Source organism: Mesorhizobium sp. Arg314, assembly GCF_053714275.1.
Genome location: NZ_JBSKBP010000014.1, coordinates 73223 through 89770 on the forward strand (window position 1 = coordinate 73223; position 16548 = coordinate 89770).

14 protein-coding genes are annotated in these 16548 nt (G+C 64.0%); 9 read left to right on the forward strand and 5 right to left on the reverse strand.

The genetic code is table 11. The annotated features are described in order from the left end of the window. Positions 1 to 160: 160 nt before the first annotated feature. Entirely contained in the window at positions 161 to 1564 is a 1404-nt protein-coding gene (locus ACWGS9_RS17110; protein ID WP_454506357.1) for an MATE family efflux transporter, read from the forward strand. Positions 1565 to 1732: 168 nt separating this feature from the next. On the opposite strand, the gene ACWGS9_RS17115 is transcribed toward ACWGS9_RS17110, so the two are convergent. From ACWGS9_RS17115 to speB, 4 genes are all read right to left on the reverse strand, one after another. Next, the gene (locus ACWGS9_RS17115; protein ID WP_454506358.1) at positions 1733 to 2380 is read right to left on the reverse strand and encodes an amino acid ABC transporter permease; all 648 of its coding nucleotides are present in this window, start codon (positions 2378 to 2380) and stop codon (positions 1733 to 1735) included. Further along, positions 2377 to 3045: an amino acid ABC transporter permease gene (locus ACWGS9_RS17120; protein WP_454506359.1), complete on the reverse strand. Its 669-nt coding sequence runs from the start codon at positions 3043 to 3045 to the stop codon at positions 2377 to 2379. The genes ACWGS9_RS17115 and ACWGS9_RS17120 overlap by 4 nt, the downstream gene beginning before the upstream one ends. A gap of 81 nt (positions 3046 to 3126) precedes the next feature. Next, positions 3127 to 3936: a transporter substrate-binding domain-containing protein gene (locus ACWGS9_RS17125; RefSeq protein WP_454506360.1), complete on the reverse strand. Its 810-nt coding sequence runs from the start codon at positions 3934 to 3936 to the stop codon at positions 3127 to 3129. Positions 3937 to 4096: 160 nt separating this feature from the next. Continuing rightward, complete coding sequence (speB, locus tag ACWGS9_RS17130) at positions 4097 to 5152, reverse strand: agmatinase (protein WP_454506361.1); 1056 nt, start codon at positions 5150 to 5152, stop codon at positions 4097 to 4099. A 208-nt stretch (positions 5153 to 5360) separates the two neighbouring features. On the opposite strand from speB, the gene gcvA reads away from it, so the two are divergent. The 8 genes from gcvA (at position 5361) to ACWGS9_RS17170 (ending at position 14793) form a co-directional block, all read left to right on the forward strand. Next, complete coding sequence (gcvA, locus tag ACWGS9_RS17135; protein ID WP_454506362.1) at positions 5361 to 6344, forward strand: transcriptional regulator GcvA; 984 nt, start codon at positions 5361 to 5363, stop codon at positions 6342 to 6344. A gap of 419 nt (positions 6345 to 6763) precedes the next feature. Continuing rightward, positions 6764 to 8068 carry a nicotinate phosphoribosyltransferase gene (pncB, locus tag ACWGS9_RS17140; RefSeq protein WP_454506363.1) on the forward strand — a complete coding sequence of 435 codons (1305 nt, stop codon included), beginning with the start codon at positions 6764 to 6766 and terminating at the stop codon, positions 8066 to 8068. A 205-nt stretch (positions 8069 to 8273) separates the two neighbouring features. Then, on the forward strand, positions 8274 to 9728 hold the full coding sequence (locus tag ACWGS9_RS17145; RefSeq protein ID WP_454506364.1) for a hypothetical protein: 1455 nt from the start codon (positions 8274 to 8276) through the stop codon (positions 9726 to 9728). A 255-nt stretch (positions 9729 to 9983) separates the two neighbouring features. Further along, positions 9984 to 11288 carry an ABC transporter substrate-binding protein gene (locus tag ACWGS9_RS17150; RefSeq protein WP_454506365.1) on the forward strand — a complete coding sequence of 435 codons (1305 nt, stop codon included), beginning with the start codon at positions 9984 to 9986 and terminating at the stop codon, positions 11286 to 11288. A gap of 218 nt (positions 11289 to 11506) precedes the next feature. Continuing rightward, positions 11507 to 12388, forward strand: coding sequence for a branched-chain amino acid ABC transporter permease (locus ACWGS9_RS17155; protein ID WP_454506366.1), 882 nt, complete (start codon positions 11507 to 11509; stop codon positions 12386 to 12388). Continuing rightward, positions 12385 to 13347: a branched-chain amino acid ABC transporter permease gene (locus ACWGS9_RS17160; RefSeq protein ID WP_454506367.1), complete on the forward strand. Its 963-nt coding sequence runs from the start codon at positions 12385 to 12387 to the stop codon at positions 13345 to 13347. Before ACWGS9_RS17155 ends, ACWGS9_RS17160 begins: the two co-directional genes overlap by 4 nt. After that, complete coding sequence (locus ACWGS9_RS17165; RefSeq protein WP_454506368.1) at positions 13344 to 14072, forward strand: ABC transporter ATP-binding protein; 729 nt, start codon at positions 13344 to 13346, stop codon at positions 14070 to 14072. The genes ACWGS9_RS17160 and ACWGS9_RS17165 overlap by 4 nt, the downstream gene beginning before the upstream one ends. Further along, the gene (locus ACWGS9_RS17170; RefSeq protein ID WP_454506369.1) at positions 14065 to 14793 is read left to right on the forward strand and encodes an ABC transporter ATP-binding protein; all 729 of its coding nucleotides are present in this window, start codon (positions 14065 to 14067) and stop codon (positions 14791 to 14793) included. Before ACWGS9_RS17165 ends, ACWGS9_RS17170 begins: the two co-directional genes overlap by 8 nt. 240 nt (positions 14794 to 15033) lie before the next feature. Here ACWGS9_RS17170 and ACWGS9_RS17175 read toward each other — a convergent pair whose 3' ends face one another. Then, positions 15034 to 16455 carry a sodium:proton antiporter gene (locus ACWGS9_RS17175; protein WP_454506370.1) on the reverse strand — a complete coding sequence of 474 codons (1422 nt, stop codon included), beginning with the start codon at positions 16453 to 16455 and terminating at the stop codon, positions 15034 to 15036. Positions 16456 to 16548 lie beyond the last annotated feature (93 nt).

Sequence of the window (16548 nt, forward strand, 5' to 3'; positions counted from 1 at the left end):
GCGGTGGCTTGCATTGGCTGGATCAATCGCTAACCAGCCCTCCTCTCTTGCCAAAATGTCGCATTTCGTTCACAAGGCGACGCAAACGGCGCATTTCCGCCGTTTGCAGTGCGGCTTCCGGGCATGGTCCCGATGCGCCGCGATCTGAAAGAGCGGAATAATGTCTGCGATCGAAGCCGGCGCTCGCGCGCCGGAAAATCTTTGGCGTCAGGAAATCAGGGCGACGTTGGCGCTCGCCTGGCCGATGGTGCTCACCAATCTCGGCCAGACCGCCATGACCGCGACAGACGTCATGATGATGGGCCGCCTGGGGCCGGATACGCTGGCCGCCGGCGCGCTCGGCTCCAACCTCTATTTCATGCCGATGATCTTCGGCCTTGGCCTGATGCTTGCGACCTCGCCGATGATGGCGACCGAGCTTGGCTGTCGCCGCCATTCGGTGCGCGACCTGCGCCGCACCGTGCGCCAGGGCCTGTGGCTGGCGATCCTGATCTCGGTCCCGATCTGGGTATTCCTCTGGCATGGTGAACAGGTGCTGCTGGCCATGGGCCAGAAGCCGGAGCTCGCGCATCAGGCAGGCATCTATCTGCGTTCGCTGCAATGGGCGGTGCTGCCCTTCTACGGCTACATCGTGCTGCGCTCCTTCATCTCGGCCCTGGAGCGGCCGGGCTGGGCACTGATCATCGTGTTCGTCGCGGTCGCCTGCAACGCCTTCTTCAACTGGGTGTTCATGTTCGGCAATCTCGGCGTCAAATCGATGGGCATTGCCGGCTCCGGCCTCGCCACCACGCTCTCCAGCACGCTGATGTTCATCGGCCTGGCGGTGGTGGTGATCAAGGAGAAGAAGTTCCGCCGCTATCGTCTGTTCGGCCGCTTCTGGCGCTCCGACTGGCCGCGCTTTCGCGGCCTGCTCAGGCTCGGCCTGCCGATCGCCGGCATCCTCGCCTTCGAGGTGACGATCTTCAACGCGGCGGCCCTGCTCATGGGCCTGATCGATGCCGATTCGCTGGCCGCGCACGCTATCGCCATCCAGATCGCCTCGATCTCCTTCATGGTGCCGCTCGGCCTCAACCAGGCGGTGACCGTGCGCGTCGGCCTGGCGCATGGCGCCGGCAATCCGGAAGGCGTCTCGCGCGCCGGCTGGACCGCCTTCGTCATCGGCGTCTCGTTCATGGCGCTGATGGGCCTGGTGATGATCCTGTGGCCGCATGCGCTGATCAGCGCCTTCATCGATCTCGCCGATCCGGCCAATGCCAGGGTGATCACGTTAGCCGTGTCGTTCCTGGTGTTTGCAGCACTTTTCCAGATTTTTGACGGCGCCCAGGCGGTGGCCGCCGGCATGCTGCGCGGCCTGCACGACACCAAAGTGCCGATGATCTACGCGGCGATCGGCTATTGGGGCGTCGGCCTGCCGCTCGGCGTGTTGCTCGCCTTCCATTTTGGCCTGAACGGCGTCGGCATCTGGATCGGCCTGGCCTCGGGACTGGCTGTGGTGGCGGCACTGCTGCTGGCGCGCTGGCTGCGGCGCGGCCGCATCGCGCCGGCGCTGGCCCTCGGGCATTGACAAGACAGGCTGTCGGCACGATCGGCAGCCTGCACGCCTTGTATCTTTGCCGGCTTAGAGCCGGATGAATTCAGGTCGAGTCGGCCTGAAATCAGAATCCGTCTCTAAATCAAAGAGATAGAACATGATGTCGCCCGAAAACCGCTTCACACTTTTCGGCATCATGCTCTAGTGCGCTCCCGCGCGTTGCTCCAGGCGCCGCGCGTATTGCGTCAGCGGAAAGCACATGACGAAGAAGATCAGCGCCACCAGCCCATAGACCTTGAACGGCTCGAAGGTCGCGTTGTTGATCGCGTTCGAGGTCCTGACCAGTTCCTCGAAGCCGATGATCGAGGTCAGCGCCGTCGATTTGATGAGCTGCACCAGGAAGCCGACGGTCGGCGCGCGGGTGATCGCGAAGGCCTGCGGCAGGATGATCAGCCTCAACTCCTGCAGATAGTGCAGCCCGAGGCTGGCGCCGGCGTCCCATTGGCCGCGCGGCAGCGCGTCGACGCCGCTGCGCCAGATCTCGGCCAGATAGGCGCTGGCGAAGAAGGTGAGCCCAAGCATCGCCGCCGTCCAAGGCTCGATCCGCAGCCCCAGCATCGGCAGGCCGAAGAACATCAGGAAGAGCTGCATCAAAAGCGGCGTGCCCTGGAACAGCGCGATGTAGCCCGAGGCGACCCGCTTCCCCCATTTGTTCTTGGCGATGCGGAAGAACAGCACAACCAGCCCGACCAGCGCCCCGCCGATGAAGGCTGCGAGCGACAAAAGCACCGTCCAGCGGGCAGCGAGCAGGAGGTTGCGCAATATGTCCCAGAAGGTGAACTCGATCATGACACGCCGGCTCCAAGAATGCGGCGCCCGCCGCCGACCAGCAGCCGGCGCAGTCCCATCGACAGGCCGAGATAGACCAGGGTCACCACCAGATAGGTTTCGAAGGCGCGGAAGGTGCGCGCCTGCAGCATATCGGCTTCGTAGGTCAGCTCGCGCACCGCGATCTGCGACACCACGGCCGATTCCAGCATCATGATCACGATCTGGCTGGTCAGCGCCGGATAGATCACCTTCAGCGCCTGCGGCAGCACGATCTTGACGAACACCTGGTGAGGCCTCAGCCCAAGCGCCAGCGCGGCTTCCGTCTGCCCGCGCGGCACGGCGTCGAGCCCCGCGCCGACGATCTCGATCGTGTAGGCGGCCATATTGAGCGTCATCGCCAGCATCGCGGCCAGGATCGGGTCTAGCCTGACGCCGAGGCTGGGCAGCCCGAAGAAGATGAAGAAAAGCTGCACCAGAAAGGGCGTGTTGCGCATCACCTCGACATAGGCCGCGATCGCCAGGCGAACCGGCTTGGGGCCGTTTCTCTTTCCCGCCGCGCCGAGGATGCTGAGAAAAGTTCCCGCGAGCGTGGTGACGGCGATCAGGAGGATCGTCGTCCCCGCACCGCGCGCGATCGCACCCACGGCACCCGCAAGCCAGCCGAAGTCCAGGCTGTAGCCCATGGCGATTGACCTTGTTGGCCGCGCCTAGCGCGAAGAAAGTGGAAGCGGTTCGGGCCTCTTATGGAGCCGAACCGCTCGGGATCAATCCTTGAGGTTGTCGGGATTGAGCGGCGTCTTCAACCAGGCCTTCGAGCTCTCGTCCAGCTTGCCGTCGGCCAGCATCTTGGCGACGGCGTCGTTGACGGCCTTCTTCAGCCGGTCCTCGTTCTTGTTGAGGCCGATATGCGAAGGCGAGGTGAGCAGCTGGAACTTCTGCTCCGGCTTCAGTGCATCCTGCTTGGCCAGCACCTGCGCGCCGACATCGTTGCCGACGACCATCAGTTGCGTCTGGCCGGAGATGAAGGCCTGGATGACGGAATTGTAGTTGTCGAAACGGCGGATGTCGGCGGAAGCCGGAGCCGCCTGGGTCAGAGAAGTATCCTCGAGCGTGCCGCGATTGACGGCGATCGACTTGTCGGCGAGGTCTTCCTTGCCTTTGACGGCAAGCGCGGCCGGGCCGATGACGGCGATGTAATAGGGCGCGTAGGCGGCGGCGAAATCGATCACCTGAGCGCGCTCCTTCGAGTAGCCGACGCTCATCAGGATATCGACGCGCTTGTCGGTGAGATAAGGGATGCGGTTCTGGCCGGTGACGCTGACCAGGTTGAGCTTCACTTTCAAGGCATCGGCGATCGCCTGCGCCACGTCGACGTCGTAGCCCTTGATGCTCATGTCGGCGCTGGCCGAGGAGAAGGGCGGGAAATCGGAGAAGATGCCGACATTGATGGCGCCGGCCTTGGTGATGTCGTCGACAGCGTCGGCCTTCGCGGCCTGGGTGGCGAGAGCGAAGCCCGCCGTGGCGAGCATCATCGCCGCGGCAATGGATGACTTGAACTTGGCATGAAGTGTCATTGTGGTTCCCCTGCTGGAAGCTTGTTGTTGCACCCGGCCGCCGGCTCCAGCGCGGCGGCCGTATTGGTTAGAGCAATTCCAGGAAAAGTGTGACGCGGTTTAGGCTTGGCGACTTCGGCATAGCTTCCGTCCGGAATTGCGTGAAAACAAAGAGTTATCGTCAGCCCTTCTTGATCGCCGGGCTGAACACCATCAGGCTGAGGATCTCGAACAGCACCTGGGCGCCGACATGGGCGGTGTTGGTGGTGGCGTCATATTGCGGCGCCACCTCGACGACGTCGCCGCCGACGACGTTGAGGCCCTTGAAGCCGCGCAGCAGCTCGAGCACCTCGCGCGTCGTCAGCCCGCCGACTTCCGGCGTGCCGGTGCCCGGCGCGAAGGCCGGATCGATGCTGTCGACGTCGAAGGAGATGTAGGTCGGGCCGTCGCCGACAATTTTCCGCGCCTTCTCGATGATGGCCGGGATGCCGAGCCCGGTCACCTCCTCGGCATGCACGACGGTCATGCCGGACTCATAGGTGAACTCCCACAGATATTCGGCCGAGCCGCGAATGCCGATCTGGATCGTGCGCGACGGATCGAGCACGCCGTCCAGCACAGCGTTGCGGAACGGTCCGCCATGGTGGAACTTGGTCATGTCGAACAGCCCGCTGGTGTCGCAGTGCGCGTCGATATGGATCATGCCGACAGGAGCTTGTCTGCCGACCGCCTTGAGGATCGGATGGCTGATCGAATGGTCGCCGCCGACCGAGAGCGGCAGCACGCCGGCATCGACGATCTGGTTGGTGCGCTTTTCGATGTCCTCATGGCTGATCTCCAGCCGGTAGCGGCTGCGGAATGGCGTGTCGCCGATGTCGGCGACCCGCAGCTCATGCGTCGGCGCGCATTCCAGCACATGGTTGTAGGGGCCGATGCGTTCGATGGCGCGCAGCGCGCGCGGCCCGAAGCGCGAGCCGGGACGATTGGTGACGCCGAGATCCATCGGCACGCCGATCATCGCCACCTGCAGGTCGCCGAAATCAGCATTGTCGGCGGCAATTTCCCGGTAGGGCGCGGCCAGGAAGGTCGGGATGCCGGAATAGGGGGCGAGGCGCGTGCCCGACTTGTTGAAGATCTTGTCGGCGACCTTGCGGAATTTCGGGTCGAACATCTCGCCGCCATGGCTCTCGCCATACTTGCGGCGCAACGCTTCGAGCTTGCCGCGATCGTAACCCATGTCCGTCCTCCTCTGTGCCTGCTTGCGGTGCTGCCCGCATAGGTGGCTGCCAAGCCAGCCTTTCGGCTGGATCGTTGCCCCGCTGGCCTGCGGATACCACGTCTCCTGAAGCTGTTCCGGGCAAAAGTGTCGGGCAGCCGCATTGAAAAATCAATTGATATTGTTAGGGTCTTTGCTGTGAGAAAATCTCACAAAATTGGAGCCCTCCATGGCCAAGCGCCTGCCGCCGCTGAACCCGTTGCGCGCCTTCGAGGCCACGGCGCGGCACGCCTCGCTGACCAAGGCGGCGGGCGAGCTCAATGTCACGCATGGCGCCGTCAGCCACCAGATCAAGGCGCTCGAGCAGTCGCTCGGCGTAAAACTCTTCGAGCGCACCGGTCAGCGTGTGAAGCTGACGCCGCATGGCGCCGAGTTCCTGCCGGCGGTTTCCGCCGCCTTCGACGGCATCGCCGCCGCCACCCAGCGCATGACGCGGCCGGCAAGCGCCGGCGCGCTGTCGGTGTCCTGCGTGCCGGCGCTGCTCTTGTTGTGGATGACGCCGCGGCTCGGCTCCTTCACCGCGCAATATCCTGATATCCAGCTCACGCTCATCCCGTCCAACGACGCCCGCGACATTCGCGCCCCGCAGATCGATGTCTGCGTGCATTACGGCGACGGCAGCTGGACCGATTGCTGGATGCGCAAATGGTCCGGGCTGGAACTTTTTCCGGTGGTCAGCCCGACATTGATCAACAACCGGCCGATCCGCAGCGTCCGCGACCTTGCCGATCACGTCTTCCTGCATGGTGACGACGGCCGCGAATGGCACACCTGGCTGGCCGCCGCCGACGCGCTCGATCTGGAGCGCGGCCGCCGCCATCATCTGGGCGACGCGCGCATGGCGACGGAGGCCGCCGTGCACGGCCATGGCGTGGCACTCGGCGATTCCGTCACCGCTCGCGCTCTGCTCGCCAGGGGCATGCTCGTCGCGCCCTTCACATTGTCGGTGCCGGCGGTCGATGATTTCTACGTCGTCTGCCGCAACGAAATGCGCTCGGCGCCGATCGTCCAGCTCTTCATCGATTGGCTGTTCGCCGAGAAGGAACAGGACGAGGGCCGCGCCGACGCGCCGGTGGCTGGCCGCATACCCAGTCGCAGGAAACGCCCCGCCCTCAAGGTTATCGGAGCCAGGGCAATTCCAGGAAAAGTGTGAAACGGTTAATGCATGTCGCCCAGAAGTGCGCAGCGGTTCTGGGACAACGACATGCATCAATACAAAGACGTAAAGCGCGTCGCCTGAACCTGGTTCAGCGCGACGCGCTTTAGGCTCGGCGGCTTCGCCGTAGTCTCCGTCCGGAATTGCGTCAAAACAAAGAAAGATGGAGCATTTCGCCTTCCGTGAAACGGTGAAATGCTCCAGGGCGGCGTCCTGATGGCTGGACTCGCATAGCTGCTTTTTGTCGGGCCAGCTTGCAAAGCAGGAAGCGCGTTCGAAAATACAGTGCTAAGAGGCAGTTGGCTAAAGCAATTCCGGGAAAACTGCGCGACGGTCGTCCCTCCGGAATTGCTCAAACGAGGACTTGAAGCGTGGCGCCGGCGTTTCCGTGCGTTGCGCTTTATGGATGAGCAAGCATGGCAAAAACCGATATAGCGCGGCGCGTCTATAACCATACCTGGAAGCTCGACCCGATCGTCCGCAGTCTGCTGGACACCGACTTCTACAAGCTTTTGATGCTGCAGATGATCTGGGGCATGTATCCCAAGGTCGACGCCACCTTCACGCTGATCAACCGCACGACCTCGGTGCGTCTCGCCGACGATATCGACGAGGGCGAATTGCGCGAGCAGCTCGACCATGCCCGCACCTTGCGTTTTTCCAAGAAGGAGATGATCTGGCTGGGCGGCAACAATTTCTATGGCCGCAAACAGATCTTCGAACCGGAATTTTTAGCCTGGCTGGAAGGTTTCAGGCTGCCCGACTACGAGCTCTCCAAACGCGATGGCCAATATGAGCTCTCCTTCGCCGGGCCGTGGATGTACACCACGCTCTGGGAAATCCCTGCGCTCGCCATCATAAATGAGCTTCGCTCCCGCGCGGCCATGCGCTCCTACGGCCCCTTTGCGCTCGACGTGCTCTATGCGCGCGCCAAGGCCAAGATGTGGGCCAAGACAGAGCGGCTGAAGGCGCTGCCGGGCATCCGCATTTCCGATTTCGGCACGAGACGCCGCCACTCGTTCCTGTGGCAGCGCTGGTGCGTCGAGGCGCTGAAGGAAGGCATCGGCGACGCCTTCACCGGCACCTCCAATGTACTCCTGGCCATGGACAACGACCTCGAAGCGCTCGGCACCAACGCGCATGAACTGCCGATGGTGTTTGCAGCCCTTGCCAATTCCGAGGAGGAGTTGCGCCAGGCGCCCTACAAGGTGCTGCAGGACTGGCAGCGCTACTATGGCGGCAATCTCTTGATCGTGCTGCCCGACGCCTTCGGCACGGACTCCTTCCTGCGCGACGCGCCGGACTGGGTCGCCGACTGGACCGGCTTCCGCCCCGACAGCGCGCCGCCGATCGAGGGCGGCGAAAAAATCATCGACTGGTGGCGCAAGAAGGGCAAGGACCCCAAGCAGAAGCTGCTCATCTTCTCCGACGGTCTGGAGGTCGAGACCATCGAAGAGACCTACAGGCATTTCCGCGGCAAGGTGCGCATGTCCTTCGGCTGGGGCACCAACCTCACCAACGACTTCGAAGGCTGCGCCCCGACCGAAACCGACAGCCTCGACGCCATCTCGCTGGTCTGCAAGGTCACCGAAGCCAATGGGCGGCCGGCGGTAAAGCTCTCGGACAACCCGGCCAAGGCGACGGGGGACGGGAAGGAGATCAAACGGTATCTGAGGATTTTCGGCGAGAAGGGGCGGGTGGAGCAGTTGGTGAAGGTGTGAGGGGTGGCCGGTGATGTCCATGCCTGGATCACCCCCCGACGCCCATAACTCTGAAACGTTGAGTTCCCGCCCACCCCCCTCTGTCCTGCCGGACATCTCCCCCGCAAGGGGGGAGATTGGCAGCTTCGGGCACCCCGCATCTTTCTGCGACATCGAAAAGTGGCGAAAGCCAAGGCGACATCCGATCTCCCCCCTTGCGGGGGAGATGTCCGGCAGGACAGAGGGGGGTGTGAAGGATCGCGACGCTGGAGTTGATCTCCTCCAGGTAATCGCATTGGCCGCTACACTTGCCTCGTTCCTCCCCACCCCCGCTTTCGCCCACGCCTCCGATCGTGGCCACGTTCTTCTCCTCCCCACCGGCTACTACCTCGTCGGCGGCGCTTTTGCCGTGGCCATCAGCTTCCTTGTCCTGGCACTGCTGCCGCCTGCCGCCCTCGATCGCTTCTGGCGCCGGCGCCTGCCCTTGCTCACCCTCACCGACAGTCCGCGCATCATCGTCAGCCTGCTTTCCTTTGCCGGCTTTGCGCTTCTCGTCGCCGCCGGCGTCTTCGGCAGCCGCGACCCGCTTTCCAACCCGCTGCCGCTGGTGATCTGGACACTGCTCTGGGCCGGATTCACGCTGTTGCAGGGCGTGTTCGGCGACCTCTGGTCATGGCTCAGCCCGTGGTACGGACCTTGGCGCATTGCAAGCCGGCTCTTCAGCCGACGCAGCGACCGCAGGCACCCGCCACGCCTGCCGTCATGGCTCGGCTTCTGGCCGGCCTTCGTGCTGTTCTTCGCCTTCGCCTGGTTCGAGCTGATCGATCCGGCGCCCGACGACCCGGCGCGTTTGGCATATGCTGCCGGCCTCTACTGGCTGGTCAGCTTCATTGCGATGCTCATCTTCGGCTATAACGACTGGAGTAAGCGCGGCGAATTCCTGTCGGTCTTCTTCTCCATGGTCGCCCGCTTCGCGCCCCTTGAGCGCCGGGAGGCCCGCCTCTCGCTCTGCTGGCCCGGCGCCAAGCTGCTGGCGGCCGAGCCGCTGCCGCTGAGCGGTACAGCCCTTCTCCTCTTGGCCCTGTCTTCAGTATCGTTCGACGGCCTGTCGAAAACCTTCTTCTGGCTCGGCCTGTTCGGCGTCAATCCGCTGGAATACCCAGGCCGCACCGCGCTGATCGGCATCGGCAGCTTCGGCCTCGTGCTGACTTTCGTTTTGCTGGCGGCGGTGTTCGCGCTTGCCGTCCTTCTCGGCCAGCGCCTTGCCGGCGAGCGGCATCTGTTTTGCAAGGCCGCCGGCCTGCTGGTTTGGTCGATCGTGCCGATCGCGCTTGCCTACCACATCGCGCATTACCTCACCGTGCTGCTGGTCGACGGCCAGTATGCGCTGGTCGCCCTGTCGGATCCTTTCGCGCAGGGATGGAACCTGTTCGGCACCGCCAACATGATCGTGGAAGCCGGTGTTGTCGCCGGTGCCCAGTCGGCCTGGTGGCTATGGAATGTCCAGGCCGGCGTCATCATCGCCGGCCATGTGCTGGCGGTTCTCGTCGCGCATTGCCTTGCCTGGCGTCTGCACCCGCAGCCGTCGCGCGCCGCGCTCGGCCAGTTCCCGCTCACCCTGTTGATGATCGCCTATACGATCTTCGGCCTTTGGTTGCTTGCCACGCCGACGGCGGGATGAGACAAGGGCCGCGTCGTGACGCGCACATGACCCCGAAAATCGGGTTCGATTTTCGGAAAGGATCATGCGCAAAATCAAAGTGCTCCAGCGTCCTTTGCGCGTCCCGAGACGACGCGCGGCGCTCGAGTGGAAGCTCGCTTGCCACGTCGTGGCTTTGGTGATTTAGTTTGTACACATGCAATTTTTCCATTCTCCGAGCGAGGATGGATTAGCCGCCTTATCGCTGGTCAAAACTTGAAAAACAGGGGAACGGACATGGCTGACAAGAACGGATTTTTCGACCTCTCCAAGACGACGCTTTCGCGCCGCACGGCGCTGAAGGGGATGGCCGCCGGTGCCGGCCTGGCGCTCGCGCCCGGCTTCGTCCGCTACAGCCAGGCGCAGAGCTCGGCGCCGATCAAAATCGGCTTCCAGTCGCACCGCACCGGCATCGGCGCCGCCTATGGCCGCTGGTACGAGAAGACGAGCGCCGCCGCCGTCAAGGCGATCAACGACGCCGGCGGCATTGGCGGCCGCAAGGTCGAGTTGGTGATCGAGGATGACGGCACCGACCCCGCCCGTGGCGCCGAGGTTGTCGCCAAGTTCGCCAAGCAGCACAAGACCGACATCGTCTTCGGCACTTTGTTCTCGCATGTCGTGATCGGCTCGGCGCCCGCCGCCGGCGAGAACAAGATTCCCTATTTCGTGGTCAGCGAAGGCCACCACGTCGCCTCGACCAAACTCAACCGCTACGTCTTCCAGCCCGGCATCACCGACGTGAAGAGCCAGATCCAGTCGATGGCGCCGTGGATCGCGCAGAACGCCGGCAAGAAGGTGACGCAGATATTCCCCGACTTCGCCTTCGGCTACGACCACCGCGACTACCTGCCGCCGGCCTTGAAGGCGCAAGGCGCCGACGTCATAGCCCAGATCGCCATCCCGCCGACGGAAAGCTCTTTCACCAAGTACTTCCCGCAGATCCCGGCCGAGACCGAGGTGATCTACCACGTCATGGTCGGCCCGGCCGTGCTCACCTTCGTCAAGGAGCTCGGCGAGTTCTATGGTACGCAACGGCCGCAGCTCTTCGGCTTCATGGATTCGCTCGAGGCCACCGACATCAACAGCCCCGGCCTTGAATTCCTTGACGGCAGCCACTTCTGGGAAGGCTCGCCGCGCTATGCGCAGCCTGACGATTCCGCCGCGCAGAAGGCCTACCGCGCCGCCGTCGGCATCGATGACAACGGCGCCGCCGTCGGCGACCCCAAGGACGTTTCAACCGCCTCGCACATGTTCGGCTGCTGGGAAACGCTCTATGTCGTGAAGAAGGCGATGGAGGATGCCGGCTACAAGGGACCCGAAGACCGCGCCAAGCTGGTCGAGGCCACCGAGGCGCTGAAGGAATTCGCCGAAGGGCCGGAGCATCCGCAGGGGGCCAAGACCTTCAACGGCAAGATCCACCAGTGCTTCGGTATCCAGAACATCTCGAAGGTCGAAGGCGGCAAGCTCAAGGTCGTCCACAAGACCAAGATCGAAGACGGCCTCTACGAGGCTGAGGGGGATTACACGACGCACGCGCTGTGACCGGTGCCGTTTCACCGAGCGTGAGCGCCCAGGCACCCCCCTCTGTCCTGCCGGACATCTCCCCCGCAAGGGGGGAGATCAGATGTCGCCTTGGGTTTCGCCAATCTCCACGGTCGACAAGTGGGCGCCGTCGCAGAAACTGCCAATCTCCCCCCTTGCGGGGGAGATGCCCGGCAGGGCAGAGGGGGGTGCCTCGCGCATCCATCGGCGTGTAATCCATGCATTTCGGCCCCCATCTCCTCCTCGCCGCCCTCGAAGGCCTCGTCACCTCCGCCGTGCTGGCACTGACGGCACTTGGCCTGTCGCTGGTGTTTGGCGTCATGCGCGTCGTCAACGTCGCCCATGGCGAGTTCTTCATGCTGGGCGCGGTTCTTGCCTGGGCGATCTCGACGGCGATTTCGGGCCATCCGGCCATCGGCTTCGTGGCGGCACTGGTGATTGCGCCGTTGCTGGTCGGGCTGGTCGCGTTTCTCGCTGAGTGGCTGGTGCTGCGCCGGCTGAACTACAATCCCGAAAGCACCATCGTCGCCACCATCGGCATGCTCTATATCATTCAGCAACTGGCGCTGACCTTCTACGGTCCGGAAGCGCGCCCCGTGGAGCCGCCCTTCAACTACCGCATCCTCCTGCCGTGGTTCGGCTATTCCGGCTACAAGCTCTCGGTCGTCGCTGCCTCCGCCGTTCTGCTGGTCATCACCTGGCTGGTGCTGACTCGCACCAGGATTGGGCTCATCATGCGCGCCACGCAATATGACCGCGAGACGGCGCAGGCCTTCGGCATCCCGGTCGAGCGTGTCTATGCCGGGGTCTTCGCCGTCGGCGCCATGCTGGCGGCAATCGCCGCGGTGCTGATCGTGCCGATCAGCCAGGCGCATTATCTGATGGGGCAGGACCCGCTGCTCTTGTCCTTCATCGTCGTCATCATCGGCGGTCTCGGCTCGCTGCGCGGCACCGTGGTCGCCGCCGTCCTGATCGGCCTCTCCGACGGCATCATCTCGATGTTCTTCTCGCCGACCTTGGCCAAGATCATCGCCACGCTGGTCGTTGCCATGGTGCTGGTGTTCCGGCCGCAAGGATTGTTCGGGACCACACCGCGATGAGGGATGCTTCGCCGGCAAAGACCTATGCGCTGCATATCGGCGTCATCGCGCTTTTGTTCGCGCTGAACTTCATCCTGCCGGACTATCACCAGGGCCTGTTCGCCCGCATCATGGCGCTCGCCGTCTTCGCCATGGGCTACAATCTGCTCTTCGGCTATGTCGGCCTGCTCAGCCTCGGCCACGCCATGTTCTTCTCGGCCGGCCTCTATGGCGCGGGGCTGACCGTCTATCACCTCGGCTGGGGCGTGCCCGAAGCGTTCGTTGCCGGGGTCGCCTGCGGCGCGCTGCTCGCTTTGGTCATCGGCCTGCTGGCGCTGCGCACCTCGGGTGTGGCGTTCATGATCGTCACCATGATGTTCGCCCAGGTTTTCTACCTGCTCATCCTCTATTTCGCCGCCTGGACCGGCGGCGACCAGGGCGTGGTCATCCAGCAGGCATCGCGCACGCTCGATTTTGGTGGCGTTTCGCTCGAGCTGACCAATCCGACGGTGCGCTACATGAGCGCGCTGGTGCTGTTCTCGGTCGTGCTGCTCATCACGCTTGCCGTCGTCCGCTCCCGCTTCGGCCGCGTGCTGGTTGCCATCCGCGAGAACGAGGAACGCACCAGGATGCTGGGCTACGACACGGTCGCCAACAAGCTTGCCGCCGTCGTTGCCTCCGGCGCCATCTGCGCCGCGTCTGGTGCGGCTTATGCCCTGCTGTTCGGCTATGTCGGATCGAGCTTCGCTGGCGTGCAGTACTCGATCCTGCCGCTGCTCTGGGTGCTGCTCGGCGGTGCTGCGACCACGCTTGGGCCGCTCATCGGCACGCTGTTCATGTATTATGTCACCGACATCACCAGCGGCTTCACCTCCGCCTATCTGCTGATCGTCGGCGTGGCGTTGATCCTTTTGGTGCTGTTCTTCCCGAAAGGCATTCTGGGTTCGATCCGTGAGCGCTGGCTGGGGCGGCTGCCGTGATGCCGCTGCTGACCACCCGCGGCCTGTCGCGAAATTTCGGCGGACTGCGCGCCGTCGACGGCGTCGACTTCGCGCTGATGCCGGGCGAGATCCGCGCCATCATCGGCCCCAACGGCGCCGGCAAGACCACCTTCGTCAGCCTGCTCTCGGGTCGCATCCGGCCGTCCTCCGGCATGGTCGTCTTCGACGGCGCCGACATCACCACCATGCCGGCTTACAAGCGGGCTCGCCTCGGGGTCGCCTATACGTTCCAGATCACCAGCGTCTTCGCCAACCTCACGGCCTTCGACAATGTCGCGCTGCCGGTGCAGCGCACGCTGACGGACGGCCGCTCGAAGGGGCAGGTCAGGAGCGGCGTCATGGCGGCGCTGGAGCGCACCGGCCTTGCCGACCGCGCCGGCACGCCGGCCGGGCAATTGTCCTACGGCCACCAGCGCCTGCTGGAAGTGGCGATGGGCCTGGCGCTGAAGCCGCGCCTGCTGATCCTCGACGAGCCGACGCAAGGCCTGGCCGACAGCGAGATCGACAACTTCATCACCCTGGTGCGCGAGATCGCCAAGGACGCGACGGTGCTTTTGATCGAGCACAACATGCCGGTCGTCATGCACCTCGCCGACCGCATCACCGTCTTCAATGCGGGAAAGATCCTCGCCGAGGGCACGCCGGACCAGATCCGCGCCAATCCTGAAGTCCAGGATGCCTATCTCGGAGCGACCCATGGCTGATCCGGTCAGAACCGATGGCGGCCTGCTCACCATTTCCGGGCTCGACTGCTTCTATGGCGAGGTCCAGGTGCTCTACGGCCTCGATCTCGTCCTCAACAAGGGCGAGGTGCTTTGCCTGTTCGGCCGCAACGGCGCCGGCAAGACGACGACGCTGAAGGCGATCATGGGCCTGGTGCCGGCAGCGGCCGGTTCGATCAAATTGAACGGCAAGGAACTGACCGGGTTCGTTGCGCATGACGTGCCGAAGGCCGGCGTCGCCTATGTGCCGCAGGGCAGGCGGCTGTTCGCCGACATGAGCGTGGCGGAAAACATCGAGATCGGCCTGATGGCGCGCGGCAAGGGCAAGCAAACCCGCGAGAGCGTGCTCGATCTCTTCCCGCTGCTGCGCGAGCGGCTGAGGCAACGTTCGGGCACGCTGTCCGGCGGCGAGCAGCAGATGTTAGCCATGGCGCGAGCGTTGTGCCTGGAGCCGCAGGTGCTGTTGCTCGACGAGCCGACCGAAGGGCTGATGCCGTCGATGATCGCGAAAATCCGCGAGACGGTGACGAAGCTGCGCGAGCTCGGCGTCTCGACGATCCTGGTCGAGCAGCGCGTCGACGCCGTGCTCTCGGTCGCCGACCGCGTCTCATTCATCGAGAATGGCCGCAACCGCGAAACGGTCCATGTCGAAGCACTGCGCGCCGATCCGTCGGCGGTGCGGCGGTATGTGGGCGTGGGATAAAGCGCTGAAATCGGTGCCCATGCCAAGATTTTCCGAACGTCGCGCTGCCCCTCATTGCCCTGCCGGGCATTTCTCCCCGTGAACGGGGCGAAAGAAGCTTGCCGCGACCTTGGCGCCCACTCCGCGACGTCGGTGATTGGCGAAATCGGCGGTGCCAGCTCCCTTCTCCCCGTTCACGGGGAGAAGATGGCGGCAGCCAGATGAGGGGCGGCGCAGACGGTGGAAATTGAGTAGCTCAGCTCATCGAAATAACAAAAACCCGGCGATCAAAAATGTCGGAATCAGCACCGCACCCGACCACGCCATGTAGCCGAAGAAGCCGGGCATCTTCACGCCGCGATGGCGGGCGATGGCATAGACCATGAAGTTGGGCGCGTTGCCGATATAGGTGTTGGCGCCCATGAACACCGCGCCGGCCGAGATCGCGGCGAGCGTCGAGGCGGCCTCCGTCATCAGATGCCTTGCATCGCCGCCCGCAAGCTCGAAGAACACCAGATAAGTCGGCGCGTTGTCGAGGAAGGATGACAGCGCCCCGGTCAACCAGAAAAAGGCGAGGTCGTTGGGCTGGCCGTCGGACGACGTGACCAATGCCACCAGCGGCGCCAGCGCGCCCTCGTGGCCGGCCCTCAGGATGGCGATGACCGGCACGATGCATATGAAGATGCCGGCAAACAATTTCGCCACCTCGGCGATCGGCCCCCAGGTGAAGCCGTTTGCGTGTCTGTGGCTCTTGTACGACACGCGAAGCGACAGAAAGGCCAGCGCCACGATGATGGCGTCGCGCACCAGGTTCTGCAGTTCGAGGCCTACTCCCAGCACGGAAACGCCGATGCCCGGCTTCCAGCTCGCCGACAGCAGGATCGCGCCGATCACGCCTGCAAGCAGCGGCAGGTTGGCCAGTCCGCGCAGCCGCACCTTGGTGTCCGGCGTCGGATCCTTGATCTTCGGTGCGCCAGCTTCGCGGCGATGCAGCACGATGTCGAGCACCAGGAAGACCATAAGCACCAGCCCGCCGGTAAACAGCGTCTCGCGCCAGAGATTGGTGGTGGTCCAGAAGAAATCGACACCGCGCAGGAAACCGACGAACAGCGGCGGGTCGCCGAGCGGCGTCAGCGAGCCGCCGATGTTGGAGACCAGGAAGATAAAGAAGATCACCACATGGGCGTTGAATGGCCGGTTGTCGTTGGCGCGCAGGATCGGCCGGATCAGGATCATCGAGGCGCCGGTCGTGCCGATGATCGAGGCAAGCACCGCGCCGATGAGCAACAGGCCGGCATTGACCAGCGGCGTGCCGTGGATGTTGCCGGCAAGCAGGATGCCGCCCGAGATCGTGTAGAGCGCGAACAGGAGGATGATGAAGGACATGTATTCGGTGAGCAGCGTGTGCAGCACCGCTTCGCCTGCTGTTGGAAGCCCGAAGGCGACCGCCAGCGGAATCACAACCAGCACCGCCCAGGCAGCGGCGATCTTGCCGTAGTGGTGTTCCCAGACGTGGTGGAAGAGCAACGGCCCGGTCGCGATGGACAGCAGCAAGCCGGCAAAGGGCAACGCCCACCACAGCGACATCGCCGCTCCCGGCAGCTCGTGGAGCTCGGCGGCTAGCGCCTGGGCTGGAAACAGCGCCGCTATGGTAAGTGCGGCGAATGAGAAAAGCCCCCTCATTTGGCCGCTCCGCGCCCTCCCTTCTCCCCCTGTGGGAGAAGGTGGATCGGCGCGCAGCGCCGAGACGGATGAGGGGTGTTCCAGAGGAGTGAG